Here is a 25,760-nt window from a genome sequence, read left to right as displayed (position 1 = left end):
TGCCACTGCGAGTGGGTTAAGAGTTCCAGTGGCTAAACCGCAACCGATGCCCCGCCGACGAGTCCAGCAGTCACGAGAAGTCGCCCGAGACTGCCGACGAACGTCGCAATCGCGAATCGCAGGTAGTTCTTCTCGAGGACCGCGAATGCGTAGATCGATATGGTGTCGGGAAAGAACGGAACCGACAGCGCCAACGCGAGACCGGCGTACCCGTATCGCCGTGCAAGCTGGGTAGATCGCTTCTCCGACCACTCCAGGACGTCCCATCTCGAGCGCCGAACCCAGCGGACGATCGGCCCGGATTGTTTGACCTCCTGGCCGATGTGAAAGGCGAAGACGCTCCCGGCGGCCTTTCCGAGTGCACTCACGAGCATGATAGTCGAGAGATGCGCCCACGAGGGAAGCCCCAGATCGAGGGGAGCGAGCAGGACGATTTCGCTCGGTCCAGGAAGGGCGAACGCGATCAGAAACGAGTAGGCGAATATGATACCCATTCCGGGCCAGCCCGTCGCCGACTCGACGACCGCCTCGAGGTTTCCGCCAATCGTAAGCGACAGTTCGGCTACGAGAAACGGTGTCAGGTGTATCATACGGCTGTATGGGACGTGCGTTGGAACGGTATCCTCGGTTCGCGTCCGATGGACTCGTAACTGTCGATGCGCGTTCCGCTCCGATCGTGCGCCCCGTTTACACCCCTCGTTCGACACTCGTTGGAAACGCGGCGCTCGAGGTCAGGTTTACAATTCGAGTCACAGAACGGGCACGTCGCGAGGTCGATCCTACGAACAGCGTTACCGGAACATTCCCCGCGCTTGCATCGGTTCTTCTTGCTGGTCTTGACCCTGGGGCTGCATCTGCTGGGCGAGCTGTTGTTTCTGGCGTTGAATCTCCTCAGCTTGCTCGCGGAGTTCGTCGGTGTCGACGTCGAACTCGACGAGCGGCTCGAGTGCGTTCTCGATGACCGACCGGGCCGCGGCCGGGTCGGGGACTCGCGGATCCGCGCGGACGAGCAGGAGTGCTGCCGGCACGTCAGCCTGGTAACACGCGGAGACGAGGGCGCCGGTTACGCCGCCGACGGCCCCGGAGTCCACCGCGAGTTCGATGCCTGCCGCCTCAAGGTCGCCCCGCAAGGATTCGGTCGTCGCGGCGCCGGTGACCTCCCCCCGTTGCTCCTCGGACTGGGCGGGCGCCCCGGCGAGGAAGATCGCCCGGCTGAAGTCGTCGGCCAGTTCGTCCAGCACGCACCGGCTCAGGTCGGCGAACGCCTCTTCCGGAATCGGCACGTCGCTCTGCAGGGTGAGGACGTCGGGATCCGTCCCGCCGTAGACGCGAACCGTGTCCTGGACGAGTCCGTCCGCGAACGAGGCAACGGGCGGAAACGATTCGGACCGAATCGATCCGTACTGCTCGAGTTCCAGCTGGTCGGTGAGTTGATCGACCGCGATTGAAGCGACCAGCCCGTGTCCTGGCAGTCCCTCGATCAGCGTCGGTTGCACCGCGTCGGGGTCGGACGACCGGTGAAATTCGACTCCGTTAGGGGTTGGCGTCATACCAGACGGACTACATCGGCTCGACACATATGCGTAGGGGAGGAGTACGAGCCACTCGACGAGTCTCCAGAATCTCGATCGACAGTGCCTCGCAGGATTCGAGAACGGCGAGAACGCATTCGCCTCCTCACTCCCGGCCGTTTCGGTCGGCTAGGGCCAGCGCCCCGTACAGCCCGATGAAGTCCCCGAGTGGCGTCACCTCGAGTGCTGGTCGATCCACGAACAGATAGTCGTCGAGGTGAGCCTCGATGGCCTCGAGGAGGACCTCGGCGTTGTTCAGCGCGACGCCACCACCCACCGTCACCAACCCCGGGTCGTGGGCGTTACAGACCCCGCCGAGGCCAGCGGCGTTCAGCCGACCGATTCGATCGAGGTAGTCCTCGGCAACCTGGTCGCCAGCGTCGACGGCCTCGAACACCGCCTCGGCGGTCACGGTCTCGTAATCGAGCGTCGTCTCCCGGGACTCCTCGGCGAGCAGGGAGCGAACGTACTGCCCGATTCCCCGCCCGGAGCAGTACGCCTCCCACGCCCCGCGGACCCCACAGCTCTCGAGGTCTCCGTCCGCGACGATCGGAAGCAGGCCGACCTCGCCGGCGTGGCCGTGTTCGCCCCGGAGCAGGTGCCCGTCTTCGACGACGCCGCCGCCGATTCCGGTTCCGAAGGTGACGTGGGCGACCGTTCGATAGTCCCCGTCAGCGCCGGCGCCGAAGGCGTACTCCCCGAGCGCCGAGGCAGTGCAGTCGTTCGCGACCGCGGTCGGGAGGCCGAACGACGCCTCGATTCGCTCACCGAGTCGCACCTGGGGAACGGTCTCTCCACCGGGCGTGTCGAACGAAAAGACCGTGCCTGCGTCGTCAACGAGGCCGGCCGTGGCGATGCCGACTCCGTCGAGGTCGCCGTCCACTTTTGCGGCCAGGCGCTCGAGCGCCTCGAGCGTCTGGGTCTCGAGTTCGTACGGTCGCGTCGGTTCGGTCGTGACTTCCTCCAGGAATCCTTCAGATGGCGATCCGAGAACGGAGCGAAAATTCGTACTGCCAATGCCGAAGACGGCTATCCGATCCATTGGACTCGAGAAATCGGTAAGGGGGTAAAGGTATGTTGATGCTAAGCGGGCGTGAGCGTCGAGAACATCGTTCCTCAAACCACCGACGTAGGCGTCGAATTGAGGAAGTTCACGCCTAATTGACCTCATTAGTGACTCGTTAGTGAGGCAGTTCCCGTCGAGACTCGAGTTTACGAGTCTCGAGGCGGTTCTGCCAGGTACCTCAGGTAGAAAGCACGAAAGCGACCGAAGCGCCGGAGTCAGCGAGAGAGATTTGTTCACTCGAGCCCGGATCGATTCCCTGCTCGATCGTTCTAAACGAAAAGCAGCGCGAGTTCCCTGCCCCACCGTGGGCGGGGGTGAAGCGCGTCCGCTCGGCTGCGTCCCCGTTTTTAAGTATCGGAACGCCGTACTGTTGATTGGAACCCACGTTATCGGCCTCGCAAAACCCGCGCACCCATTTCGGGGTAAGACGCGGTGCGCCGGGCCTGTGTCGCGCCCTCGTGAAGGGGCGGACGCCCACGGACACACCCGCCACGGCAGCAACAGACAACCTCTGTTGCGGTGGCACTCCCAGTGTGTTCGGGTGTTACTGGTTCTACGCGAGTCTCGCCAGAGACGAGCGCGGGCGGAATTAAATTCGCCACCGGTCGTTCCGCTGGCCTCGTGCCAGAGACCATGGCGAAGCCACGGGCCACCGCGCCCGTGGTACTTCACCAGGCTATTACCCCGTTCGTTCCGCAAAACTAGCGAGAAGCTGTAGATCCTTCCGAACGCAGGAACGAACAGCGTAACCGACCATAGCGATCCGTAAACCACCGATGACTCCACGTTACGGCGCTCGTACTTACGGCCGACGGCCGCACAGTCACGTCTCGAGATGGCCCCCGCGATCGTTCACTTCCTCGTCGGTGCCTCGCTCGTCCTCCTGGTGGCAGCGCCGCTGGCGGCCCGGTACGACATCGACGGACGGTGGCCGTTGTGGCTGGTCGTCATCGGCGGTATCTGGGGTCTGGGCCCGGATTTCTATCACGTCACGCCGGTGCACCAGGCCCAGCTGGAGGCCTTCCACGATACCGCGTGGGCCGACCTGTTCGCGTTTCACCACACCCTCGACCGGCCGTTCGTCCGCGCACGGTACGATGCCAGCGTATTCGGCGCCATCGCGCTCTTCCTGGGTGCGGTGAGTGTGTACACAATCGCGGACGTGCTGGATCCGTGGCGGGAGACGGGAACTGGCGAGCCAGCACGGCCGACGCTGGCGTCTCCGTCGTTGCTGTTTCTCAGCGCGGCGATCCTCGGTGGGCTCGTGAGCCTGCTCGTGTACGCGGCGTTCGCCTGATCGGTGGCCCCTCGCACAACAGTAACGCACGTCCGTTTCAGGCACTCAGGAGACGCCGATCCCCCGGCCACCTCGAGGGCGTGGTGCTCGAACGCGTCGTACGAGTCACGCCGGTCTGATTCGAGTGTGTCGCACGCGAAATACGAGATTAGGGAAGATAGTCGATTGGTTGCCCGTGGTTAGGGGGTCAAAGCTAAGGCGTCTTGTTCGAAACTACTACGATAGATATGGCAATGGATGACACGTTACGACCGAGTCGTCGGAAGGTGCTGACGTACAGTGGAGCTGCAGGGTTGGCAGCTGTCGCCGGGTGCATTAGTACGACGGACGAGGAGGGCAATGGAAACGGGAACGGAAACGGGAATGGGAATGGCGGCGATGGAAACGGCAACGGCAACGGGGACGGGAACGGCGACGAGACGGTCTACGAGATCGGAATGGTCGACTCCCTAACCGGCTCGCTGGCCGACTTCGGCGAACGGAACCAGCGCGCGAAGGACCTGGCGCTCGAGCACGTCAACGAGGTGGGAGTCGGCGACGGCGAACTCGAGATCATCGTCGAGGACTCAGAGAGCGAGAGTCAGGCCGGCGTCTCGGCCGCCCAGAAACTGGTCAACCAGGACAACGTACCGTTTCTCATCGGCGCCGTCGGATCGGGCGTCTCGCTGTCGATTTACGAGAGCGTGATCCAGGATACGGAGGTCGTCCAGTTGAGCCAGAATTCGACGGGGCTCGGACTGACGGATTTCCCCGGACTGCTCCGAATGTCCCCGAGCGGGCGGACACAATCGATCGCCCTCGCGGATATCATCGCGGAGGACGGCTACGACGAAGTCGCGGTCACGTACATCAACGACGAGTTCGGCGAGAGCCTCTACGATGCGTTCGCGGAGGCCTACGAGGGGACTATCGCCTACGATAGCGCCCACAATGCCGAGGAAGCGTCGTACTCGAGTCTGGTTTCGGAGATGAACAGCTCCGAGGCCGAAGCGTGGCTCTGTATCACCTACCAGCAGGAGTTCGCGACGATGGTGACCGATATGTTCGAGAGCGGGTACGAACCACAGCTCTACGGTGCCGACTCGAACCGCGGGGACACCGTCATCGAGAACACGCCGGAAGGCAGCATGGATGGGATGAAACTCGTCGAGCCGGCAGCCCCGGAGGACCAGGACAACTATCAGGACTTCGCGGCGGCCTTCGAGGAGGAGTACGACGAGGCCCCCACGGCCTGGTCGGCCTTCGCCTACGATTGCGTGGTGACGGCTGCCCTCTCGATCGCGGCCGCCGACGACTTCTCTGGCGAGGCGCTCGGCGAGGTCGTCCGCGACGTGACCCGGCCCGAGGGCGAGGAGGTCTTCACCTACGAGGACGCCCACACGATCCTGGCCGACGGCGGGTCGGCGTCCGACATCGACTATCAGGGGGTCAGCGGGCCGATCGACTTCGACGAGAACGGCGACCCACGGGGCAGTCTCGTCGTCTTCGAAGTCCAGGACCACGACTACGAGGCGATCGAGTTCCGGCAGTCGTAGGTCCATCCAATGTCTGTCATCGAATTTGCGGCCAACGGCGTCGTCTACAGCAGCATCATCGTTCTCGGGAGCATCGGCCTCGCGATCATCTACTCCATCGCCGGTTTCGCTAACTTCGCCCACGGCGATACCATGACGGTCGGCGGGTACGCGGCGTTCATCGCCTTCGGCGCGATCGGTGGCCTCGGCACCACCGTCCTCGCGCTGCCAGTCGGCTTTTTCGTCGCCGTACTGGTCGGCATTGCGGTCGCCGCCGTCGTTGCTATTATCACCGAAAAAATCGTCTACGAGCCTCTGGACATCGGCTCCATCGGCCTCCTCATCACCTCGATCGGGGTTGCGTTCGTCTACCGGGCGCTGATCCAACTCGGCTTCGGTGCCGGTCGGAACCAGTTCGACATCCCCGCCCAGCGGCCGATCGAGGAGCTGATCGCCTACGGCGTTCGGGTCACCCCCCACGACCTCGCCATCGTCATTTCCGCGCTCGTTCTCGTCGTCGGCGTTCACGTCCTGCTCCAGTACACCGACCTCGGGCGCAAGATGCGGGCGATGGCCGACAACCCCGACCTCGCTCGAGCCAGCGGTATCCGAACCCACCGAATCAAGCTGTGGTCGTGGGTTCTGGGCGCGGGACTGGCGGGGGCGGGCGGCGCGTTCCTGGGGCTCTACAACGCTCTGACGCCGCGGGTGGGATTTAGCGTCCTGCTGGTTATCTTCGCTGCGGTGATCCTCGGCGGAATCGGCTCGGTGTACGGCGCGATGCTCGGGGGCTTTCTCATCGGCATGGTCGTCGAGATGACGCCGCTGCTCTCTCGCGTGGGCATCCCGATCGGCGTCGACTACGGCCCCGCGGTCGCGTTCGTGATCATGGTCGTCGTCTTGCTCGTTCGTCCGACCGGCATCGCCGGCGACGGAACCGCGGGCGGGGAGGGGATCTGACGTGACCGATCGATTCGATTTCGGGGCTTACTGGTCGAACCTGACGAACGCGGAAAAGCGTCTCACCATGGCGCTGAGCGTCCTCGTGTTTGGGCTGGTGATCGCACTTCTCACCGGCGCTCTCGGCGCCTCGTACTTCCTGTTCCTGTTCGGCCTGGCGGGGATGTACGCGCTGCTCTCGCTGGGACTCAACAGCCAGTGGGGGTTCACCGGTCTGATCAACTTCAGCGTCGCCGCCTTCTTCGGCATCGGCGCCTACGGCGCGGCGCTGATGACCGGGAGCAACTCGCCGATTGCCGGCGGATTCAATCCGATTTTCGGGCTCGCTATCGGACTAGTGCTGGCCGCGATTGTCGCCGTCGCCATCGGTATTCCGACGCTTCGTCTACGGGCCGATTACCTCGCTATCGCCACGCTCGGACTGGCGGAGGTGCTCCGGCTGGTCTTGCAGAACGAACGCCAGTGGACCAACGGCAGTGCCGGGATTCGCGGCATTCCCAGTTTCTTCGACGGGTGGCCGCTCCTAGGCGAGTTCCCGCAGTCGATGCCCGGCCTCGAGATCGCCATCGTCCCGGGATCGCCCGTGGTTCTCGGGACGCCGTTCTGGCGCCAGTTGCTCAACGTGACGCTGTTGTTGGGATTTCTGGGCGCGGCGTTTTTGATTCTCCGGCGGGCCCAGCGCTCACCGTGGGGGCGACTGCAGCGCACGATTCGGGCCGACGAGGACCTGGCGAAGGCACTCGGGAAGAACACGTACAGCTACAAGATGCAGGCGTTCGTGCTGGGCAGTCTCATCATGGCGCTTGCAGGCGTCTTCTACGCGCACCTCAATCTCTTCGTCAACCCGGGGGATCTCGACCCGATCACGACGTTCTACGTCTGGGTCGCGGTTATTCTCGGCGGCAGCGGTTCGAATCGCGGGGCCTTACTGGGCGGGTTCGTCGTCGTCGCCATCCGCGAAGGGTCCCGGTTCGCGAACGACATTTCGTGGCTGCCCCTCGACGCGGCACCGTTGCGGCTGCTGATGATCGGCCTCTTGATCATCCTGGTCATGCGATTCCGGCCACAGGGAATCCTCCCGCCGCAGCGAGAGTTGATCTGGCCGAGCGCAATCGGGCGCGAGGCACCGTCTCGACCCGACCGTGGCGTGCCACAGTCCAACGGCGGTGAAACCGATGAGTGAATCCACAGCCAACGCTCGAACGAACGCCCACATGGCGAAAAACGACGTCCTGCTTCGCGTCGAGGACCTCCAGAAGTCCTTCGGCGCGCTCCAGGTCACCGACCACGCGAGCTTCGCGGTCGAACGCGGCTCGATCACCGGTCTCATCGGGCCGAACGGGGCCGGCAAGTCGACTCTCTTCAATCTCATCTCGGGCTTTTACGAACCCGAGGGTGGCACGGTCACCGTCGACGGTACCGACGTCACCGGGTTAGAACCCTACGAGGTCGCGAACCACGGCCTCATCCGGACGTTCCAGACCCCCCGCAAGGTCGAGGGGATGACCGTCCGCGAGGCGATGCTCGTCGGGCCCCAGAACCAGCCCGGCGAGTCGTTCTTCGAGCTGTTCACCGCTCCCTCGCGAGTTGGCGAGGCCGAACGCGAGAACCTCGAGCGCGTCGAACGGATCCTCGAGGAGTTCGAGATCGATCACCTCGCGACCCAGCCCGCGACGGACCTCTCGGGCGGACAGATGAAACTGGTCGAACTGGCCCGGGCGATGCTCGCCGAGCCCGAAATCCTGCTGCTCGACGAGCCGGTCGCCGGAGTGAACCCGACGCTGGCGAACAAACTAGCCGTCCAGATCGAGCGGCTCAACGAGCAGGGAATCACGTTCTTGATCATCGAACACGACATGGAGTTCATCATGAACCTCGCAGATCCGATCATCGTCCTCGATCAGGGGAGCGTCCTCACGGAAGGCCGACCCGACGAGATCCGCGCGAACGACCGCGTCATCGACGCCTATCTCGGTGGTGGCGCGTGAGCGCGACTCGAGACCTCGAGGATGGGACGACCGCGGCCGAAAACGCCGTCCTCAGCCTCGAGGGGGTCGACAGCGGCTACGGCGAGGTGCAGGTGCTCGACGACTGCTCGTTGCACCTCGACACCGACGAAATCGTCTGTCTGATCGGGCCGAACGGGGCCGGGAAGTCGACAGTGTTGAAGACGGCCTTCGGGATGCTGACGCCCTGGACGGGTGCCGTCCGCTATCACGGCGAGGACATCGGCGGCATGGCCCCTGAAGACATCGTCCGGGAGGGCATCGGCTACGTGCCCCAGACCGAGAACGTCTTCGGCTCGCTCACCATCGCCGAGAACCTCCGGATGGGGGGCGTGGCCCGAAAGGACGACCTCGAGCCGGTGCTCGACGAACTGTACGAGCGGTTCCCGCTCCTGGAGGAAAAGCGCACGCAGAAGGCCCGGAACCTCTCGGGCGGCCAGCGCCAGATCCTCGCGCTCGCTCGAGCGCTGGTGATGGAGCCCGACGTCCTGTTGATCGACGAGCCCTCCGCCGGACTCGCGCCGAACACGGCCGACGACGTGTTCGCCGAGGTCCGGACGGTCAACGAGATGGACACGTCGATCCTGATGGTCGAACAAAACGCCAAAAAGGGACTGGGAATTTCCGACCGTGGCTACGTCCTCGACCAGGGCAGCGTCCGATTCGAGGGGCGCGCCGACGCGCTGCTCGAGGACGACGAGGTCGGCAGGCTCTACCTGGGCGGCTAATCTCCTCGATTGACCGCTCCGCTGGGCGGCTGACCACATCGATTGGCCCCCACCTACAGTCGCGGGCGCCCACACTGCGTTTCTCGCCCATCAGATCGGACGGAACTTGCGAGTTCGTCGAGACTGATGATCTGCGATCCAAAACAGGAGACCTGGACGACGGAAGCCGATACGTCCTTCAGTCGTCGTCCATCGGCATCGTCATCGGTTCGACGCGCTCGCCGCGTGGGCCCTCGAGGTCCACGCCCGGAAGCAGGTCCCGGAGGTACAGCCCCGTGTAGGAGTTTTCGCTCCGGGCGACCGCCTCGGGCGTACCCGTCGCAACGACCTCGCCGCCGTTCTCGCCGCCCTCGGGGCCGAGGTCGATGATGTGGTCGGCGTTCTTCACGAGGTCGAGTTCGTGCTCGATGACGACGACGGTGTTGTCGTTGTCCGTCAGGCGGTGGAGCACGTCGATGAGTTTGCGCTCGTCTTCCGAGTGCAGTCCCGTCGTGGGCTCGTCGAGTAAGTAGAGCGTGTTGCCCGTGTCCCGCTTGCCGAGTTCCTCGGCGAGCTTGATCCGCTGGGCTTCCCCACCGGAGAGCGTGGTCGAGGGCTGGCCCAGCTTCATGTAATCGAGGCCGACGTCTTTCAGGAGCTGGAGGCGGCGACGAAGCTGGCTCGAGGACTCGAAGAAGTCGTAGGCCTCCTCGACGGACATTTCGAGGACGTCCGCGATGGTCTTGTCCTTGTAGGTGACGTCGAGGGTGGCGTCGTTGTACCGGGCGCCGCCGCAGGCTTCGCAGGGGACGTAGACGTCCGAGAGGAAGTTCATCTCGATCTTGACCGTTCCCTGACCGCCACACTCCGCACAGCGGCCCTCCTTGACGTTGAAGGAGAACCGCCCCTTCTCGTAGCCGCGCTGTTTGGCGAGTTTGGTCTGGGCGAACAGTTCGCGGATGTAGTCGAAGACGCCGGTGTACGTCGCCGGGTTCGAACGCGGGGTGCGCCCGATGGGCGACTGGTCGATCAGTCGAACGGTCTCGACGTCCTCGATCCCCTCGATGGCGTCGTGATCGCCCGGAATCACGGAAGTGTTGTCGTTCATCTCCCGCGCCAGCGCCTTGTAGAGCACCTTGTGCATCAGGGTCGACTTTCCAGAGCCCGAGACGCCCGTGATCGCCGTGAAACACCCCAGCGGGATGTCCACGTCCACGTCATCGAGGTTGTGCTGGCGGGCCCCGCGGATCGTCAGCGCGCCCTGTGGCTCGCGGCGCTCCTCGGGGACGGGAATCCCCTTCCGCCCGGAGAGGTAGTCGCCCGTGATCGACTCCTCGCAGGCCTTGACTTCCTCGAGCGGTCCGTTGACGACGACTTCGCCGCCGCGTTTCCCGGGCCCAGGACCCATGTCGATGACCTGGTCGGCCCGACGCATCGTCTCCTCGTCGTGTTCGACGACGAGCAGCGTGTTGCCGATGTCGCGAAGCTCACAGAGCGTGTCGAGCAGCCGATCGTTGTCGCGCTGGTGGAGCCCGATGGAGGGCTCGTCCAGCACGTAGAGCACGCCGACGAGGCCGGAGCCGACCTGGGTTGCCAGCCGAATGCGCTGGCTCTCGCCGCCCGAGAGGGTGGAGGCCTCCCGGTCGAGCGTGAGGTACTCGAGGCCGACCTCGCACATGAAGCCCAGGCGGGCGCGAATCTCTTTGAGGATCTCCTCGGCGATGGTGAGGTCGCGACCCGATAACTCGGCCTCGAGCCCCTCGAAGTGCTCGAGGGCGTCGCCGATGGACAGCCGGTTCACCTCGTCGATCGAGGTTCCGCCGACGCGAACGTGGCGGGACTGTTCTTTCAGCCGGGAGCCGTCACAGGCCGGACACTCCGTGACGGCCATGTACTTCTCGATGTGATCGCGGGTGCCGTCGGAGTCGGTCTCGAGGTAGCGCCGGTCGAGGTTCGGAATGACGCCCTCGAAGCGCTTGGTCTTGCGCCGGATGCCGTTTTTGGTGCGGCGTTTGAAGACGACCTGGCGGTTCGTGCCGTAGAGGAACTGATCCTGGATACTCGCGTCAAGGTCTTCCCACGGCGTCTCGAGGCTCACATCGAAGTGGTCGGCCACCGCGTCGAGTCGCGTCTGGTAGTACGAGCGGTTGTAGCTCCAGGGTTCGAAGACGTGCTTGAGCGACTTCGAGGGATCCTGGATCACCAGGTCCTCGTCGACCTCTTTGGTCTTGCCCAACCCCTCACACTCGGGACAGGCGCCGTGCGGACTGTTGAACGAGAAGCTACGGGTTTCGATTTCGCTGAACTGGAAGTCGCTGTTCGGATTTCCCAGCGCCGTCGAGAACTCGACGGTCAGGCGGTCGTCGCCCTCACCAGCCAGGTCGCCCGTCGAGCGGGTGTTCGATCCCAGGTCAATCTCGTCGCCCGAGTCGGGGATGATGAGCTTGAGGACGCCGTCGGCTTCCTCGAGGACCGTCTCGACGCTGTCGGTGATCCGGGGACGGGCCTCCTCGCTGATCTTCACGCGGTCGACGATCACGTCGATGGTGTGGTCGTAGTTCTTGTCGAGGTCGGGTTTCTCGGTCGCGAGGTCGACTTCTTCGCCGTCGACTTCGACTCGAGAGTACCCCTCGGTCAGGAGTTCCTCGAACAGGTCCTCGAAGGCCCCCTTCTGGTCGCGGACGATCGGGGCGGCGATCTTCGCACGGGTGCCCTCGGGCAGGGCCATCACCTGCTGGACCATATCCTGGGCGCTCTGGGTGCCGACCTCCTCGCCCGTGATCGGGTCGTACTGCGTGCCGACGCGGGCGTAGAGCAGGCGGAGGTAGTCGTGTAACTCGGTGACGGTCCCGACGGTCGACCGGGGATTGTTCGCCGCGTTCTTCTGATCGATGGAGATGGCGGGCGAGAGCCCTTCGACGGTCTCGACCTGGGGTTTGTCCATCTGCCCCAGGAAGTTGCGGGCGTACGCCGAGAGACTCTCGATGTAGCGGCGCTGGCCTTCGGCGTAGATCGTGTCGAACGCGAGGGAGGACTTTCCGGACCCGGAGAGGCCGGTGACGACGGTGAACGATTCGCGCGGAATCGAGACGTCGACGTCCTTGAGGTTGTGTTCCTGTGCCCCACGGACTTCGATCTGGTCCTTGCTCATCGCTGACCTCGTCTCGATTTGCGCGGTCGTTCGGCGGCTCGATTCATGTACCATAGCCAGTAGCCGAAGCGACTTAACGGGTCTGAAAGCGGTTCATCTCGAGACGTGCTATCGTGGGCCAGACTGCTGTCGAATCGCTCGAGCGACGACCGGAGACGAGACGCACGAGAGGCGGAGTAAGAAGTGCTTACGGCTGTCGGGGAAGCAGATGCAAGCAGCGCATTCGTTCGAACGAGTGTCGTACATCTCGTATGGTCGTTGCCACAGCCATCGTCTTCCTCGTCAGCCTGCTGCTCGGCGCGGTGGGCATCTACGTCGGAGCGCGGATCATCGTCGGCGCGAAGGACTTCGATCACGCGATCGTCACCGCGTTGCTCGGCGCGATCGTCTGGGCCGTCGCCGGGGCGCTCGTCGGGTGGATTCCCCTCGTCGGGCCGCTCGTCGCGCTCGTGGCCTACGTCGGCGTGATCAACTGGCGCTACTCGGCGGAGTGGACCGGGGCCGCGATGATCGCCCTCCTCGCGTGGATCACCGTGTTTGCCGCGCTGTACGCGCTCAATATCGTCGGCGTGACGGGAGTCGAAGCCACCGGGGTTCCCGACGTGTGAGGACCCGAGGCGGACGATCGATCCGCCTCACTCGAGGCCCGACACCCGGCCTGACGTCACGTAGAACGGCACCGTCTCCGTCCGTTCGTAGGTGCCCGCTTGCATCTGCTCGATCACGTCCCGTCCCATCTCGCGCCAGGCTCGACGCAGGTCGTCGTACCCCTCGCCAGTGAGGTCGCTCTCGAGCATCGTCGCCCGGTCGTCGGCCAGGCCGGCCCCCGTCGCCTTCCGTCGGGCGACCGTCAGCGCGTGCTCGTCGTAAGGCGGCTCGATCGAGCGCTCGTGGTCGTAGCGGGCGGTGGTGACGTCCTCGAGGCCGACGGACTCGAACACCTCGCTGGCGCCCGCCCCGAGAGTGACGTCCGTTTCGATGCCCCCGAGGTACGCCCGGCGAGCGCGGCGCTCGAGGGGTGCCTCTCGGGGGACCGTGGACTCGACGGTGACGGCGCCATTGTCGGGTTCGACGGCAGCGACGCCCTCGCTCGAGACGCGGGAGAACTCCCGGACGGCCGCGGCCGGGTCGGGCAGGTTGATCAGGAGGGCCTGACAGAGCACGAGGTCGAAGCTGTCGTCGGCGAAGGGGAGGCGGGTGGCGTCGCCCTGGACGACGGGGATGGCCGACGCCTGCTCGGGATCCAACGGCTCGCGAGCGAACTCGAGCAACGACCGGTCGACGTCACACCCGACGACCTCGCCAGGACACTCCTCGGCGAGGACGCGAGTGAGTTCGCCCGAGCCACAGCCCACGTCGAGGACGCGCTCGCGGGAGCCGAGGTCGAGACTCGAGAGGGCTTCGCGGGAGTCGGCCCACATGCCCTCGCGGGTCCGGCGGAGGTAGGCTTCGGAGAACGCGCGCACGCCTCGAGATTGTAGGTAGCGGGTAAAAAGGCGTCTGGATTGTGGCGGGTGTCTCGAGGGAGCGCAGCCGCTGGCGTGTCGAGTCGAGACTCGAGAGGGCTTCGAACGGGCTCGAGCAGCCTCCGAACGGGCTCGAGCAGCCGCCGGACGACGAGACGACGAGATCCACAGCCCAGCGGTACTGTCTGACTAGTCCACCCGCAAGAGGTACAACACACCTCACCGTACCATCTCTCGAGACCAATGCTCGAGACGCTCGGGATGGTGCTATTCGTGCTGGTGATAGGAGTCGTGCTATTTCTCCCATCGATTGCCATCACCTGGTGGCGATCGCGAGAACGAGACGACGACCGAGAAGATCAGGATGCTCGCTGACCGACCGGTCGTGGCCGAACGAATCGCGACAGTCCGTGCAACCGTCTACCGGAGTTCGAGTCTCCTCGAATCAGATCTTCTAAAGGAAAAACAGCGCGAGTTCCCCATCCCACCGTGGGCAGGGGTGAAGCGCGTCACTCCGGCGCGTGTTCCGTCTCCTCGATATACCGTTCAACCACTTCCTCCGATACCGCTCCTGTCATCCCCACGTAGTACCCGACCTTCCAGAACCCACCACCCCAGAAATACGCCTCTCGAATCTCGGGATACCGCTCCAGCAAGTGCTTGCCAGAGTACGACTTGAATTGCCGAGCGATGTCCGCCGGACTGTGCTTCGGGTCAGTTTGCACGAACAGGTGTACGTGGTCGTCTGCAATCTCCAACGCCAGAATCTCGTGCCCGAAGTGGCCAGCAGTCTCACCAAACAACTCTCTCACGTCGCTCTCCACTACATCGAGAACTGAGTGGCGATACTTCGGGCACCACACGAAGTGATACTTGCAGGAACTAACCGAATGTGCATGAGTTCGGTACTCTTCCATCCCTAATCCCTAAATTTATGACTAATCGGGACAACCGTCAAAGTATGGGTGAAGAAGCCACGAAGACGATTCAGACGCGCCTTCACATCTCGTCTGGTGAACGGTCGTGGCTTCACGACGCCCGCCTCGCATCACGCGAGATATTCAACGACACCATCCGCCTCAAACAACAAGGGTACACTCGCACCGAGATACAACGAGAGGTTGACCGCGACGACTTTTTGCGGAACAACAAATGCGCGGTCGTCGGCAAAGCCCTCCAAACGTGGGACTCCTACCAGTCACTCAAAGAGTGGTGGGAGAATCAAGACGACTCTGACGGAGGGAAGCTGACGCCGCCGAGTACGGACAAATCTGGTGTGTACCCGCTCGTCATGGCGCACACGGAAGGCTACCGCCTCACCGTGGACGACACGAACCGCGTCCAGTTTCGCATCAGCCCGAAACCCTACAAGGAAGTAAAGGGGCATCTGCGCGGTGAACCGGGCGCGATGGACGAACTTCGTGAGGCCATCACGTCGGAGGAGGTGGATGTGGGGCAGGCCGAACTCCTGTACCGAGATGGCGTGTACTACCTACACGTCATGGTCACACGCGAGTTAGACGTGCCCGAATCCGACACCGCTGATACTGTGGTTGGCGTAGACATCAACGAGCGTAACGTCGCTCTCACCGCCCTCGACCGCGAGACGATGCAGACGAAGGGCACACTCGTCCTCGACTACGGACGGGTGAAGCAGGAACGCCAACGCTACCACACCATCACCACTCGCTGTCAGGAACACGGCAAGACCAGTATCCATTAGAAACTCGGTGACAAAGAAGAGCGATTCACCGAATGGACACTCCATCGTCTCTCCCGTGCTGTCGTGGAGTTCGCAGAACAGTTCTCGAACCCGGTTATCGTGTTCGAGGATATGAGCGGTATCCGCGACAAAATGCAGTACGGGACGTATTTGAACCGTCGGTTGCACAAACTACCGTTCCACAAGTTCGAGAAATTTGTCTCGTACAAGGCGACGTGGCGAGAGATTCCGACGGATACGGTGGACGCGTACTACAACTCACAGACGTGTTCGTGCTGTGGCGAACGTGGGTATCGGCAGGGATGCCGGTTCCGCTGTACGAACGACGAGTGTGACGTGGTGCAAGACCACGCTGATCGGAATGCGTCGGTGAACATCGCGTGGCGCGAGACGACGAAACTCGACAGTAACGGTACGAATTACCGGACTCACAAAACCCAACCGCAGGTGCGATTGGTGCGTCTGTCCGGGTCGGGGCGCGTAAGCCGCCCAACCTCATCCCGTTCCCTTGCGGAACAGGGAGTGCTAGCGCACGGCTGAGGAAATTAGAAAAGCCTCGGGCCACCGCGCCCGAGGTTGTTTACCGGTATACTGACGAGTATTCCCGCATAATTCCGATGGCTCCGACACCGACGTCCACTTTCGTCCCGAGATTCTGAGCAATATCTACTACACCCCGTGGCCAGTTGGTAGTTGTCAGGCAACATCAAACGTTGCCTCTTCGGTAACCCAGTACAGTCAGCATGAGCAGGTGCCTGACATCCACGACGGATCGGAAGTTAACACATATATCCGACACCCGTGTATTCCTCCTTTATATGCAATTCTGTGACGAGTGTGGTTCGATGATGCACACGGAGGGCGACACGTGGGTGTGTCGCTCCTGTGAGAACGAGGAGCCGCGGGACTCGCAAGCAGAAGCGGCGATGGCAACCCAGAATGGACAGCGGGACGACGGGGCACCCGCCGTAGTCGACGCGACCCAGGGCTCCACCGAGACGATGGAGGAGCCCTGTCCGACGGACGACTGCGACAGCGACCGGGCCTACTACGAGATGATGCCGAAGCCGGGCGGCTCCTACGAGTTTCGGCTGTTCACCTGCGTCGAGTGCGGCCACAAGTGGCGCGAGTCCTGACGGCGCATCTCGCGAACCTCGCCGCTTAACTAGGCACAGACCGCCACCTCAGACTCTCAACTCCCGAGGTTACTCGGCCTCAAGGAGCCACACATCGACTCCAACCCAACTCCCACAACGTTCTCGAGGCTATCAACAACCTCTGTCACAAGAGCCTTTATCGGGATGTTCATTCGCCCGATTATCGGTACGGAAATCGTTGGAACACTCTATCTCCAGAAACGGAACCGCAGACGGGGCAATGTTCGGACTCCTCGGTAACCCAAAACACGCAATTCACACTCTCAGCGAGTAGCTGGTTCAACGTTTCCGTCACAAAAGAAGCCATCGTGCTGCATGGAACCTCTGTATGCAACAGACACGTTTTGTCCGATGATGAGGGGTTCAACAGAGATTCCCAGTTTCGGGCTCGGTTGGTGGAGTGGACGCGGTCTTGCTCTATCAATCGTGATCGTCGTCCGGGGCCACCGCTTCGCCGTCTTCCATCGGCCACTCGAGTTCGACTTCGAACTCGGCCTCGTCGTCGGTGACCTCGTACTCGACTTCCAGTTCGAAGCGTTCTGGGACGTCCACTGTGAAGCCGTCCTCTCCCTCGATGTCGATCGTCCCGTTCTCGACGCCGTCAGCGACTTCGCGTAAGATTGCCGCGCCGTCCGACCGGCTCATCACCCGCTCGCCTTCGCGTTCCGTTTCGTCGGATTCGGTTTCTGTCTCGTCGACTTGCGATTCTGCTTCGGTTTCGGTTTCGGTCTCGGTCTCGTGTTCGTGTTCGTGTTCGTCGTCTGCCATACCGGAACCACCACGACTGCCGGTAAAATAGACGTGCTTTCAATGCACCCTCTAACTCGAGAACCCGTCCGAACGGTTGCTATACGGAGGCTACTCCTCGCGCAATTCCTTGACCTTCGCAATGTTCCACGCGAAGCCCTTCCCGTCCTCGGTAGGCGTCTCGAGTGCGAACGGCAGGTCCCGGAGGTCGGGATGGTTCACGATCGCGCGCATCCCGTCCTCGCCGATGTACCCCTCGCCGATGAGCGCGTGTTCGTCCTTGTGGGTGCCCACGTCGTGTTTCGAGTCGTTGAGGTGGATGTACTCGAGGTGCTCGAGGCCGACCACGTCGTCGAAGCGCTCGACGGTCTCGTCGACGGCTTCGGGCGTCGTGAGATCGTTGCCCGCGACGAGGGTGTGGGCGGTGTCGATGCAGATGCCGATGTCCTCGTCAGTACGGTCGATAATGCCCGCGAGGTGCTCAAATTCGCCGCCCAGCTTGGTGCCGCTGCCGGCGTCGGATTCGATCAGGATAGTCACGTCCTCGGGCACCTCGAGGTCGTCGATGACGCCCGCGGCGTTGTCGAGGCCGCCCTCGACGCCCGCGCCGGTGTGAGCTCCCAGATGAACGTTCACGTACGGGATCCCCAGCTGGTCGGCGGCGTCGAGTTCGGCCTGCATGCTCGCCATCGACTTCTCCCGGAGGCCCTCCTTGGGCGTACAGAGGTTGACCAGATAGGCCGAGTGGATCACCCAGGGGCCCTCGAGCAACTCGTCGGTCTCCTCGCGGAAGCCGGAGGCGGCCTCCTCGCTAATTTCGGGCTGAGCCCAGACCTGCGGGGAGGTGGTGAAGATCTGCCCGCAGTTGCCGCCGAATGCGAGCTGTCGGTGAACGGCGTTGCGGACGTCGCTGTACGGTGGTGTCTCGTCGTCAGAGGAGACGCGCGATCCGGAGATGGACACGTGTGCGCCGACGTGCATGGACATAGCGGGGAGTCTGTATCCGGGGATCAAAGGTACTTCGAACCCGGCCAGGGAGACGAGCCGTTCCAGCGGGTTCCGAACGCACTCCTCAGACCGGCAGACTCGCCTTCGGGCGCCACTCCTCGTCGATTCGGGCGCCCGTCTCAGCCAGCGCGTCGAACACCGTCTCGACGTCCGCCTCGGTCGTCCGGTGGCTGCAGATAGACATGCGGAGCGCCCGTCGACCGCGGATGGTCGTCGTCGTGAGGAACGCGAGGCCGCTCCGGACGACCTCGTCGGTGATCGCCTGGTTGAGTTCGTCCAGGTACTGGTCAACCCGCGCCAGTGGCACGTCCGGTGGGTCGGCCAGCGTCATCTGAAGGTCGCCGGGCACGTACCTGAACGAGTAGATGAACAGGTTCGGTTCCTGAACGGCCAGGAAGTCCTCGTGGGTACGAACGAGCGTATCGAGGTGTTCGGCACAGCGAACGCTCGTTCGCAATAGCTCCCGGTAACCCTCCAATCCGTAGTACTTCATGGATATCCAGAGCTTCAACGCGCGGAAGCCGCGGGACAGTTGCGGGCCGAACTCGTAGAAGTCGAACTCCTGTGGCGTCTCCGCGACCGATCCCCGGAGATACGACGCGTCCATCGCGAACGTCTTCGCGAGGCACTCCTGGTCGTGGACGAGCACTGCGCCACACTCGTAGGGAACGAACAGCCACTTGTGCGGGTCGAGCGTTACGGAGTCGGCGCGCTCCATGCCGTCGTATCGCGACTCGAGTTCGGGAACCATCGCCCCCACCGCACCGCACGCGCCGTCGACGTGAAACCAGCACTCGTGTTCGGCACAGACGTCGGCGATAGCCCGGAGGGGGTCGATGGCACTCACGTTGATCGACCCGGCCTGGCCGACGACGCAGAAGGGTTCGGCCCCCGCCTCTCGATCGGTCTCGAGCAGTCGTTCGAGGGCGTCTACGTCCATCGTGAAGTCGTCGCGACTCGGCACTCGTCGCACGGCGTCGCGACCGAGGTTGAGCATGTCCGCTGCCCGGACGACGCTCGAGTGGCCCTCGTGGTCGGCGACGTAGAGCGTGTATCGCGGGTGGTCCCCCTGGAGCCCGGCCTCCGTCGTCTCGTACGCCGTGTGATCGCGCAGTGCGGTCATGAGGGCGGTGAAGTTGGCCATCGTCCCGCCGCTGGTGAGGAGGCCACCGGTGTCGGGCGCGTAGCCGATCGCCTCGGCCAGCCAGCGGACGCACCGCCGTTCGATCTCGGTTCCGGACGGTGCCGGATGCCACCCGCCGACGTTCATGTTGACCGTCGCCGCGATGGCGTCGGCCAGCGGGGCGAGCGGCGTTCCGGACCCCATCACGAAGCCGAAGTACCGCGGCGAAGGGTTGTGGGTCGCGTACGGGATGACCGACTCCTCGACGGCGTCGAGGATTCGTTCCGGATCCTCACCGCGCTCGGGAAGGGGTTCGTCGAACGCCGCGACGACGTCCTCGGGATCAGCCTGGACGTAGACGAGGCGGTCGTCGATGCGCTCGTAGTAGTCAGCGATCAGGTCGACGGTCCGGTAACCGATCGCCCGAAACTCGTCGTGGTCGAGGTCGCCAACCGGCCGATCCTGGGTAGCCATGACTGTGCAACCACGAGTGGTAGGTTAACACTTGCCAAAGTACGGGGTACTTGTCAGGGTCCGGGGTTCCTACGACGTTCGAGTGACCCTGGTGAACGACACGCTCAGTCATTCAGTCGATTTCGTCGCCCTCGAGCGACAGCACGAGATCCGCACCCTCGCGCTTGAAGGTCGTCCCGTACTCGCTGGAAAGCGAGCGCATCCGCTCTCGACTCCATTCGGCCGCGTCGGGAGAGGCCGTGTGAACCGTACAGTCGTCGATCTCGGTCGGGCGCAACCGGAGCTCGGTGAGTCGTCCGTCGTCGACCTCGAGTTCGAACAGGAAGCTTCGATCGTTGTGGAGGCGTCGGTCGACCGCGTAGTCGTCGACGAAGTCGCCGGTATCGTACAAGATTGGTTTTCCGTCGTGTACCTCGATGCCGTGAAAGACGTGGGCGCTGTGGCCGTGGACGACGTCGACACCCTCGTCGACGAGCCAGCGTCCGAACGCCCGGAACTCGTCGGGCGGGCGCTCGACCATGTTTGGGCCCCAGTGGAGCGACGCGATCACAAGATCCGGATCCGGTTCTCGAGCGCGGGCGAGCGCTTCCCGAACGGTTTCGCGCGTCTCGTCGTCGTCGACGTCGATCTTGATGTACGCCGTGCCGGACGTCGTTTCGCTGGCGGCGTACTCGGGGACGTTGTCGGTGAACGCGACGACGGCGACCGCGAGGTCACCGACCGCGACGACCGCGGGGTCCAACGCCTCCTCGAGCCTTCGTCCCGCGCCGGTGCGAGCGATGCCCGCCGCGTCGAGCGCGTCGAGCGTATCGCGCAGCGCCTCCTCCTCGAAGTCGAGCACGTGGTTGTTCGCGAGCGCGCAGACGTCGACGCCGGCACGCTCGAGCGCGGGAATCGCCCACGTCGGGTCTGCTCGAAAGTGAAACGCCCGGTCGGTTCGACGCCAGGGCTCTCCCCGCGTCGACAGGCAGCACTCGAGGTTGATGCACAACCCGTCGCAGGAACGAAGTCGGTCCAGCAGATCGCCCCATACCGCCTCGGGAGGTCGACGCCGCTGACGGGTATTCACGAGTCGGCCGAGCATCACGTCGCCGGTCAGGCCGATCCGGTACGCCATCGGCGTGACTTCGACTCGAGGGAGCAAAATGCCCCCGCCATCGCTCGAGGGCCGACAGCGGCGCCGCGCTGTTCGAAGTCGAAGAGGGTTCGACGAGCACGACCCGGCCTCGAGTCGAAGAGCATACGCCAACGACGGATTCCAGCGTCGTCGATCAGCAACACCGAGAGAGCGCCGTCGGCTTCGGGGCTCGAGTGCGACGAGGTCGCCGGTAGCCCCACTGCCAGGGTCACCCCTCGAAGCTGCTGACGTGCTCGGGCTCGATCGAAATGATGACGCGTTCGGACTGGATCGGATTCGGGTACTCGTCCTCGCCCATGTAGCGTTGGGCCAGCTCGTCGATGTGCTCGCGTGCACCGTCCGTCGTGACCTCGTCGACCTCGCCCGTCACCGACAGCATCCGGTACGGGTTGTCCGGGTCGGTCATGCTGATCGCGATCCGCGAATCGTTCCGGGCGTTCTTCGTCTTGCGCCGGTCACGCTCGGTGTTCACCAGCAGGCGATCCGCGTCGGCGTCGTAGTCGACCCACACCGGGGTGACGTGGGGTGCCCCATCCGGGAGCAGGGTGGCGACGTGGGCGAACGTCTGTTTCTCGAACAGGTCCTGGAAGTCGGCTGGGATCGATGCCATACCGGCAGTTCACCACTCCGGAACTAAGGTGTGGACCCCACTTACGCAAATCCCCCTCGGTCACTCGAGGCGCGCTCGCTCGACCAGTTCCACGGGATGGGGTGGGCGCTCCATCTCGTCCTCGCTCTCGCCCGAGAGCACCTGCGCGAGCTGGCTCCGACAGGAGGTGCCGGTGGCCGTCACGCGGTCGCCCGGACTCGACTCGACCTGGTCGGCGAGCAGGGCCCCGATGGCCAGCGACAGGTCGTAGTGTTCGGCCTCGTAGCCGAACGAGCCAGCCATCCCACAGCACGTCGAGTCCAGCGGATCGACGGCGTAGCCGGCCCGACGGAGGACGCCCACGGCGTGGTGATCGGTGCCCTGCGCCTTCTGGTTGCAGTGGCCGTGGTAGGTAAGTGACTCACTCGGCGCATCGAACTCGAGTTCCCGGTCGAGCCCCGCCCGGTCGACGTACTCGAGGACGGCGAGCGACGCGCTCGAGACGGCCTCGAGCGCCCGCGGGTCGACGTCCGCACCGCCGGCGAGCAGGTCGCGGTACTCGTCCTGGAACATGACGGCGTCAGAGGGCTCGACGAAGACGACCGACCAGCCGCGGTCGGCGTAGGGAGCCAGCGCGCGGACGTTGCGTTTCGCCCGGTTTCGGGCCTCGTCGAGCAGACCCGTCGAGTAGGCCGCCCGGCCACTGGGGGCGAGGTCGGTCGGAACGCGAACGTGAACACCGGCAGCCTCGAGCAGGCGAACCGCGGCTTTCCCGGGGCCGGGGTCGCTGTAGGTAGTGAAGGTGTCGGGAAAGAGGACGACGGCGGCCTCGGCGTCGGATTCCGGAACGGCAGGACCGCCGCGTTCGTCCCACCAGTCGTTGAACGTCTCCCGTTCGAACGATGGCAGATGACGGTCGCGAGCGATTCCCAGGATCCGCTCCATCGCGGATCGAACGCCCGGCAGGTCGGGCACACGGTTCGAGACGGGCGCGGCGGCACTCGCGAGGGCCGCCAGTCGGTCGATGTTCGTGAACAGCTTCGTCCGGAGACTCGCACCCTGATCCTGGTGGTACTGGTGTTTGACCGCCGTCTTGAGCTTCGCCAGGTCGACGCCCGTCGGGCAGTCACTCGAGCAGCCCTTACAGCCGACGCAGAGGTCGAGGACCTCGGACTGGAACCGTTCGGAGTGGAGCTCCTCGGGCGGGAGTTCACCCGAAATAGCCGCCCGGAGCAGGTTCGCCCGGCCGCGCGTCGTCTGGATTTCCTCGCCGGAGGCCCGATAGGTCGGGCACATCACGTCGCTATCGGTCTGGCGGCAGGTGCCACAGCCGTTACACAATTCGACGAGGTGAGCGAAGCCGCCCTCCTCGGCGAACGAGAGCGTCGACCGCGGCTCGAGCGAGCGGTAGGCGGGCCCGTACCGCAGGTTGTCGTGCATGTCGGCGCCGACGCCTCGCTCGGTATCGGGACCGACGTCGTCCGGGCCGTCGCGGTAGACGACGTTGCCGGGGTGGAGGCGCCACTCCGGGTCGAAGGCCGTCTTGAGTTTCTTGAACGCCCGCCAGAGGTCCTCACCGTACATCTTGGGCGTGAACGCCGTCCGGGCCTTCCCGTCGCCGTGTTCCCCGGAGAAGGCGCCGTCGTGCTCGAGTACGAGGTCGGTCACGTCCTCAGTGATGGCCTGCATCGTCTCGACGCCGTCCTCGTCCTTGAGGTTCAGGATAGGGCGAATGTGGAGGGTGCCGGCGCCCGCGTGGGCGAAGTACGCCGCCGAGGTGCCGTGGTCGCGCAGGATCTCCTCGAACCGGCGGACGTAGGTGGCCAGCTCGGCCGGCGGCACGGAGGCGTCCTCGATGAACGGGTAGGGCTTGGGGTCGCCGTCCATGCTCATCAGGAGCGGGATCGCCGCCTTCCGGAGCTTCCAGAGGTCGGCCTGGTCGTCGTCGGTGTAGGCCTTGACGACGTCGAAGGCGTCGCCGTCGTCGACGAACTCGACGGTCGTTTTTTCGATGGCCGCCTCGAAGTCCTCGACCAGTTCCGAGTCGAACTCGAGCGTGAGCGCGGCCGCGGCCTCCTCGGGGATTGCCTCGGCGTAGGCCGCGTAGCCTTCCGACTCGCGGGCGAGGCGGAACACCTCGTCGTCCATCAACTCGACGGCGCTGACGTCGTGGGCGAGCGCGCGCGGGACGGCGGCGAGTGCGTCGATCAGGTCCGTGAAGGAGTACACGACCAGCGCCGTCTCCTCGGGCACACTCACGAGCGAGAGAGTCGCCTCGACGACGATTCCCAGCGTCCCCTCGGCGCCCACCAGCAGCTTCGAGAGGTTGATCGCCCGCTCGCCGTCGTCGGTCTCGTAGATCACCTTCTGGAGGTTGTAGCCACTGACCGACCGTTTGAGGTCGGGGTAGCGCGCCTCGATTTCGGCCTCGTGGTCCTCGACCAGGCCGCGAACCGTCTTGTAGATGCGGGCTTCCCGGTCGTCTTTCGCGACGATGGCGTCCCACTCCGGTCCGTCGAGGACGACTTCCCGCGCGTGGAGCAACGAGCCGTCGGCGAGGACGACCTCGCACGCCTCGACGTAGGCGTCGGTGATCCCGTAGCGAACCGAGTGCGCGCCGGTCGAGTTGTTGCCGATGCCACCGCCGATCGTCGCCCGGTTCGACGAGGCCGGATCTGGCGCGAACTTGAGCCCGTGAGGCTCGAGGTGGGCGTCGAGGTGATCCTGGACGACGCCGGGCTGGACGACCGCCCGACGGTCGTCGGGGTCGACTTCGAGGACGTCGTCCATGTGCGTGGTGAAATCGAGGACGACGCAACCCGGACCGACGGCCTGCCCGGCCAGCGACGAACCGGCCCCGCGGGGGAGGATCGGCACGTCGAACTCGGCAGCCGTTCGAACGGCCGCACGCACGTCGTCGACGTTCGTCGGGTGGACGACGCCGGCCGGGCGGGCCTGGTAGATGCTCCCGTCGGTGGCGTACAGCACTTGCGCGTACTCGTCGAAAGCGATCTCGCCCTCGAGGCGCGTCTCGAGCGCCTGGGCGAGAGCGGCGTACTCCTCAACGGGTGGGTGGTCCCTGCCGGTCGACTCGAGGTGCAATCCGGCGTCGCCTGCCACGGGCGGAACGTCCTCAACTGCCATGCCCCCTCGTACACGGAGGGCGGTGAAATATGCTGTGCCAGGTAGTGTCTCACGAAGAAATTATACTGGATCGACAGAGACGCCGTCCGAATCGACCAGCAGACATACGTCGCTCGCCTCGAGAGTCTCCCGTATGCGACTCGCGAGACTGTTAACGCCCAATGGCCCCATCTCGGGCCAGCTCGAGGTCGGGACCGCAACCCCCGACGACGGCTACGACGGCGCCGTCCTCCGCGCCGACGACGGCACCTACGAGGTCGGCCGGGACGGCCGCCTCCTCCCACCGTGTGAGCCCTCGGCGCTGTACTGCGTCGGGAGAAACTACGCCGACACGCTCGAGCAGATGAACTACGAGCGCCCGGACGAACCGGACTTCTTCATCAAACCTCCCACCTCCGTGCTCGGACACGGACAGCCGATTCCGTACCCGGCGTTCACCGACGAACTGACCTACGCGGGCGAGCTGGCGGCGGTGATCGACCGACGCTGTCGGAACCTCGAGCCCGAACAGGTCCCCGAAGTCGTCCGCGGCTACACGATCGTAAACGATGTCGACGCCCTCGACCAGCAGGGTCGAACCGCCCGGAAGGCCTTCGACGGGTCGGCGCCGCTGGGCCCGTGGCTCGTGACCGACGTCGATCCGACGCGCCTCGAGATGTGGACCGACGTCGCCGGGGAGCGTCGCCAGGAGGCGAGCACCGAGTTGATGCTGTTCGATCCCTTCGAAGTCGTCGCCTTCCTCTCTGAGCGGTTCACCCTCCGACCCGGCGACGTGGTCGCCTTCGGCAGCCCGGCGAATCCGGGTCTGCTCGAGCCCGGCGATACCGTCGAGATCACGTACGAGGGCGTGGGAACGCTGCGTAACGTCGTCGAGTAATAGCCGGGTTCGGACGACCAATTCGGCCGAGTCGCCGCTCGG

General features: G+C 64.3%; 21 protein-coding genes and 1 pseudogene. 10 read left to right on the top strand and 12 right to left on the bottom strand.

The features are described 5' to 3' along the window. Positions 1 to 32 precede the first annotated feature (32 nt). From J1N60_RS06440 to J1N60_RS06430, 3 genes are all read right to left on the bottom strand, one after another. Positions 33 to 590 (bottom strand): YqaA family protein, encoded by a 558-nt coding sequence (locus tag J1N60_RS06440; RefSeq protein WP_425499331.1) that lies wholly within the window; start codon positions 588 to 590, stop codon positions 33 to 35. A 201-nt stretch (positions 591 to 791) separates the two neighbouring features. Next, entirely contained in the window at positions 792 to 1,550 is a 759-nt protein-coding gene (locus J1N60_RS06435; RefSeq protein ID WP_312911644.1) for a proteasome assembly chaperone family protein, read from the bottom strand. A gap of 127 nt (positions 1,551 to 1,677) precedes the next feature. Next, positions 1,678 to 2,613, bottom strand: coding sequence for an ROK family protein (locus J1N60_RS06430; protein WP_312911643.1), 936 nt, complete (start codon positions 2,611 to 2,613; stop codon positions 1,678 to 1,680). 859 nt (positions 2,614 to 3,472) lie between these two features. Here J1N60_RS06430 and J1N60_RS06425 point away from each other — a divergent pair. The 6 genes from J1N60_RS06425 to J1N60_RS06400 all read left to right on the top strand — a co-directional run bounded on the left by J1N60_RS06425 (position 3,473) and on the right by J1N60_RS06400 (position 9,142). Next, the gene (locus J1N60_RS06425; protein ID WP_312911641.1) at positions 3,473 to 3,934 is read left to right on the top strand and encodes a hypothetical protein; all 462 of its coding nucleotides are present in this window, start codon (positions 3,473 to 3,475) and stop codon (positions 3,932 to 3,934) included. Between the two features lie 227 nt (positions 3,935 to 4,161). Beyond that, a complete protein-coding gene (locus tag J1N60_RS06420; protein ID WP_425499330.1) occupies positions 4,162 to 5,469 on the top strand; it encodes an ABC transporter substrate-binding protein in 1,308 nt (435 codons plus the stop codon). A gap of 9 nt (positions 5,470 to 5,478) precedes the next feature. Continuing rightward, positions 5,479 to 6,408 (top strand): branched-chain amino acid ABC transporter permease, encoded by a 930-nt coding sequence (locus J1N60_RS06415; RefSeq protein WP_312911637.1) that lies wholly within the window; start codon positions 5,479 to 5,481, stop codon positions 6,406 to 6,408. A gap of 1 nt (position 6,409) precedes the next feature. Next, the gene (locus J1N60_RS06410; protein ID WP_312911635.1) at positions 6,410 to 7,591 is read left to right on the top strand and encodes a branched-chain amino acid ABC transporter permease; all 1,182 of its coding nucleotides are present in this window, start codon (positions 6,410 to 6,412) and stop codon (positions 7,589 to 7,591) included. Next, complete coding sequence (locus tag J1N60_RS06405; protein ID WP_312911633.1) at positions 7,584 to 8,396, top strand: ABC transporter ATP-binding protein; 813 nt, start codon at positions 7,584 to 7,586, stop codon at positions 8,394 to 8,396. The genes J1N60_RS06410 and J1N60_RS06405 overlap by 8 nt, the downstream gene beginning before the upstream one ends. After that, a complete protein-coding gene (locus tag J1N60_RS06400) occupies positions 8,393 to 9,142 on the top strand; it encodes an ABC transporter ATP-binding protein (protein ID WP_312911631.1) in 750 nt (249 codons plus the stop codon). The genes J1N60_RS06405 and J1N60_RS06400 overlap by 4 nt, the downstream gene beginning before the upstream one ends. Positions 9,143 to 9,320: 178 nt before the next feature. Here the strand turns inward: J1N60_RS06400 and uvrA are convergent, their stop codons facing one another. Beyond that, complete coding sequence (gene uvrA, locus J1N60_RS06395) at positions 9,321 to 12,272, bottom strand: excinuclease ABC subunit UvrA (RefSeq protein ID WP_312911629.1); 2,952 nt, start codon at positions 12,270 to 12,272, stop codon at positions 9,321 to 9,323. A gap of 251 nt (positions 12,273 to 12,523) precedes the next feature. Here uvrA and J1N60_RS06390 point away from each other — a divergent pair, with 251 nt between their 5' ends. Then, positions 12,524 to 12,880: a hypothetical protein gene (locus J1N60_RS06390; protein WP_312911628.1), complete on the top strand. Its 357-nt coding sequence runs from the start codon at positions 12,524 to 12,526 to the stop codon at positions 12,878 to 12,880. 27 nt (positions 12,881 to 12,907) lie between these two features. Here the strand turns inward: J1N60_RS06390 and J1N60_RS06385 are convergent, their stop codons facing one another. After that, positions 12,908 to 13,738 carry a class I SAM-dependent methyltransferase gene (locus tag J1N60_RS06385; RefSeq protein WP_312911626.1) on the bottom strand — a complete coding sequence of 277 codons (831 nt, stop codon included), beginning with the start codon at positions 13,736 to 13,738 and terminating at the stop codon, positions 12,908 to 12,910. Positions 13,739 to 14,247: 509 nt separating this feature from the next. Next, positions 14,248 to 14,655, bottom strand: coding sequence for an IS200/IS605 family transposase (tnpA, locus tag J1N60_RS06380; protein WP_312911624.1), 408 nt, complete (start codon positions 14,653 to 14,655; stop codon positions 14,248 to 14,250). Positions 14,656 to 14,699: 44 nt separating this feature from the next. On the opposite strand from tnpA, the pseudogene J1N60_RS20595 reads away from it, so the two are divergent. Further along, a pseudogene (locus J1N60_RS20595) lies at positions 14,700 to 16,001 on the top strand (RNA-guided endonuclease TnpB family protein). Positions 16,002 to 16,279: 278 nt separating this feature from the next. Then, positions 16,280 to 16,597 carry an RPA12/RPB9/RPC11 RNA polymerase family protein gene (locus J1N60_RS06365; protein ID WP_312911618.1) on the top strand — a complete coding sequence of 106 codons (318 nt, stop codon included), beginning with the start codon at positions 16,280 to 16,282 and terminating at the stop codon, positions 16,595 to 16,597. A 441-nt stretch (positions 16,598 to 17,038) separates the two neighbouring features. Here J1N60_RS06365 and J1N60_RS06360 read toward each other — a convergent pair whose 3' ends face one another. The 6 genes from J1N60_RS06360 to J1N60_RS06335 all read right to left on the bottom strand — a co-directional run bounded on the left by J1N60_RS06360 (position 17,039) and on the right by J1N60_RS06335 (position 24,841). After that, entirely contained in the window at positions 17,039 to 17,386 is a 348-nt protein-coding gene (locus J1N60_RS06360) for an amphi-Trp domain-containing protein (RefSeq protein WP_312911617.1), read from the bottom strand. Positions 17,387 to 17,476: 90 nt separating this feature from the next. Further along, positions 17,477 to 18,346, bottom strand: coding sequence for a deoxyribonuclease IV (locus J1N60_RS06355; RefSeq protein ID WP_312912544.1), 870 nt, complete (start codon positions 18,344 to 18,346; stop codon positions 17,477 to 17,479). A 91-nt stretch (positions 18,347 to 18,437) separates the two neighbouring features. After that, on the bottom strand, positions 18,438 to 19,970 hold the full coding sequence (locus tag J1N60_RS06350) for a pyridoxal phosphate-dependent decarboxylase family protein (protein WP_312911616.1): 1,533 nt from the start codon (positions 19,968 to 19,970) through the stop codon (positions 18,438 to 18,440). A gap of 112 nt (positions 19,971 to 20,082) precedes the next feature. Further along, the gene (locus J1N60_RS06345; RefSeq protein WP_312911615.1) at positions 20,083 to 21,087 is read right to left on the bottom strand and encodes a CapA family protein; all 1,005 of its coding nucleotides are present in this window, start codon (positions 21,085 to 21,087) and stop codon (positions 20,083 to 20,085) included. A gap of 229 nt (positions 21,088 to 21,316) precedes the next feature. Next, complete coding sequence (locus J1N60_RS06340; protein WP_312911613.1) at positions 21,317 to 21,718, bottom strand: PPOX class F420-dependent oxidoreductase; 402 nt, start codon at positions 21,716 to 21,718, stop codon at positions 21,317 to 21,319. Between the two features lie 60 nt (positions 21,719 to 21,778). Further along, positions 21,779 to 24,841 carry an FAD-binding and (Fe-S)-binding domain-containing protein gene (locus J1N60_RS06335; protein WP_312911611.1) on the bottom strand — a complete coding sequence of 1,021 codons (3,063 nt, stop codon included), beginning with the start codon at positions 24,839 to 24,841 and terminating at the stop codon, positions 21,779 to 21,781. A gap of 133 nt (positions 24,842 to 24,974) precedes the next feature. On the opposite strand from J1N60_RS06335, the gene J1N60_RS06330 reads away from it, so the two are divergent. Next, on the top strand, positions 24,975 to 25,718 hold the full coding sequence (locus J1N60_RS06330) for a fumarylacetoacetate hydrolase family protein (RefSeq protein WP_312911610.1): 744 nt from the start codon (positions 24,975 to 24,977) through the stop codon (positions 25,716 to 25,718). Positions 25,719 to 25,760: the final 42 nt, after the last annotated feature.

Source organism: Natronosalvus caseinilyticus, assembly GCF_017357105.1.
Lineage (GTDB): Archaea > Halobacteriota > Halobacteria > Halobacteriales > Natrialbaceae > Natronosalvus > Natronosalvus caseinilyticus.
Note: the sequence above shows the minus strand (reverse complement) of the source record. Positions and strands in the feature narration are given on the sequence as shown.

What these genes read in the sequence shown, in the direction of transcription:
- tnpA (WP_312911624.1), bottom strand. Translation starts at nt 14,655, where the DNA reads ATGGAAGAGTACCGAACTCATGCACATTCGGTTAGTTCCTGCAAGTAT.
- J1N60_RS06430 (WP_312911643.1), bottom strand. Translation starts at nt 2,613, where the DNA reads ATGGATCGGATAGCCGTCTTCGGCATTGGCAGTACGAATTTTCGCTCC.
- uvrA (WP_312911629.1), bottom strand. Translation starts at nt 12,272, where the DNA reads ATGAGCAAGGACCAGATCGAAGTCCGTGGGGCACAGGAACACAACCTC.
- J1N60_RS06405 (WP_312911633.1), top strand. Translation starts at nt 7,584, where the DNA reads ATGAGTGAATCCACAGCCAACGCTCGAACGAACGCCCACATGGCGAAA.
- J1N60_RS06420 (WP_425499330.1), top strand. Translation starts at nt 4,162, where the DNA reads ATGGCAATGGATGACACGTTACGACCGAGTCGTCGGAAGGTGCTGACG.
- J1N60_RS06390 (WP_312911628.1), top strand. Translation starts at nt 12,524, where the DNA reads ATGGTCGTTGCCACAGCCATCGTCTTCCTCGTCAGCCTGCTGCTCGGC.
- J1N60_RS06350 (WP_312911616.1), bottom strand. Translation starts at nt 19,970, where the DNA reads ATGGCTACCCAGGATCGGCCGGTTGGCGACCTCGACCACGACGAGTTT.
- J1N60_RS06415 (WP_312911637.1), top strand. Translation starts at nt 5,479, where the DNA reads ATGTCTGTCATCGAATTTGCGGCCAACGGCGTCGTCTACAGCAGCATC.
- J1N60_RS06360 (WP_312911617.1), bottom strand. Translation starts at nt 17,386, where the DNA reads ATGGCAGACGACGAACACGAACACGAACACGAGACCGAGACCGAAACC.
- J1N60_RS06435 (WP_312911644.1), bottom strand. Translation starts at nt 1,550, where the DNA reads ATGACGCCAACCCCTAACGGAGTCGAATTTCACCGGTCGTCCGACCCC.
- J1N60_RS06330 (WP_312911610.1), top strand. Translation starts at nt 24,975, where the DNA reads ATGCGACTCGCGAGACTGTTAACGCCCAATGGCCCCATCTCGGGCCAG.
- J1N60_RS06425 (WP_312911641.1), top strand. Translation starts at nt 3,473, where the DNA reads ATGGCCCCCGCGATCGTTCACTTCCTCGTCGGTGCCTCGCTCGTCCTC.
- J1N60_RS06365 (WP_312911618.1), top strand. Translation starts at nt 16,280, where the DNA reads ATGCAATTCTGTGACGAGTGTGGTTCGATGATGCACACGGAGGGCGAC.
- J1N60_RS06355 (WP_312912544.1), bottom strand. Translation starts at nt 18,346, where the DNA reads ATGCACGTCGGCGCACACGTGTCCATCTCCGGATCGCGCGTCTCCTCT.
- J1N60_RS06440 (WP_425499331.1), bottom strand. Translation starts at nt 590, where the DNA reads ATGATACACCTGACACCGTTTCTCGTAGCCGAACTGTCGCTTACGATT.
- J1N60_RS06335 (WP_312911611.1), bottom strand. Translation starts at nt 24,841, where the DNA reads ATGGCAGTTGAGGACGTTCCGCCCGTGGCAGGCGACGCCGGATTGCAC.
- J1N60_RS06340 (WP_312911613.1), bottom strand. Translation starts at nt 21,718, where the DNA reads ATGGCATCGATCCCAGCCGACTTCCAGGACCTGTTCGAGAAACAGACG.
- J1N60_RS06345 (WP_312911615.1), bottom strand. Translation starts at nt 21,087, where the DNA reads ATGGCGTACCGGATCGGCCTGACCGGCGACGTGATGCTCGGCCGACTC.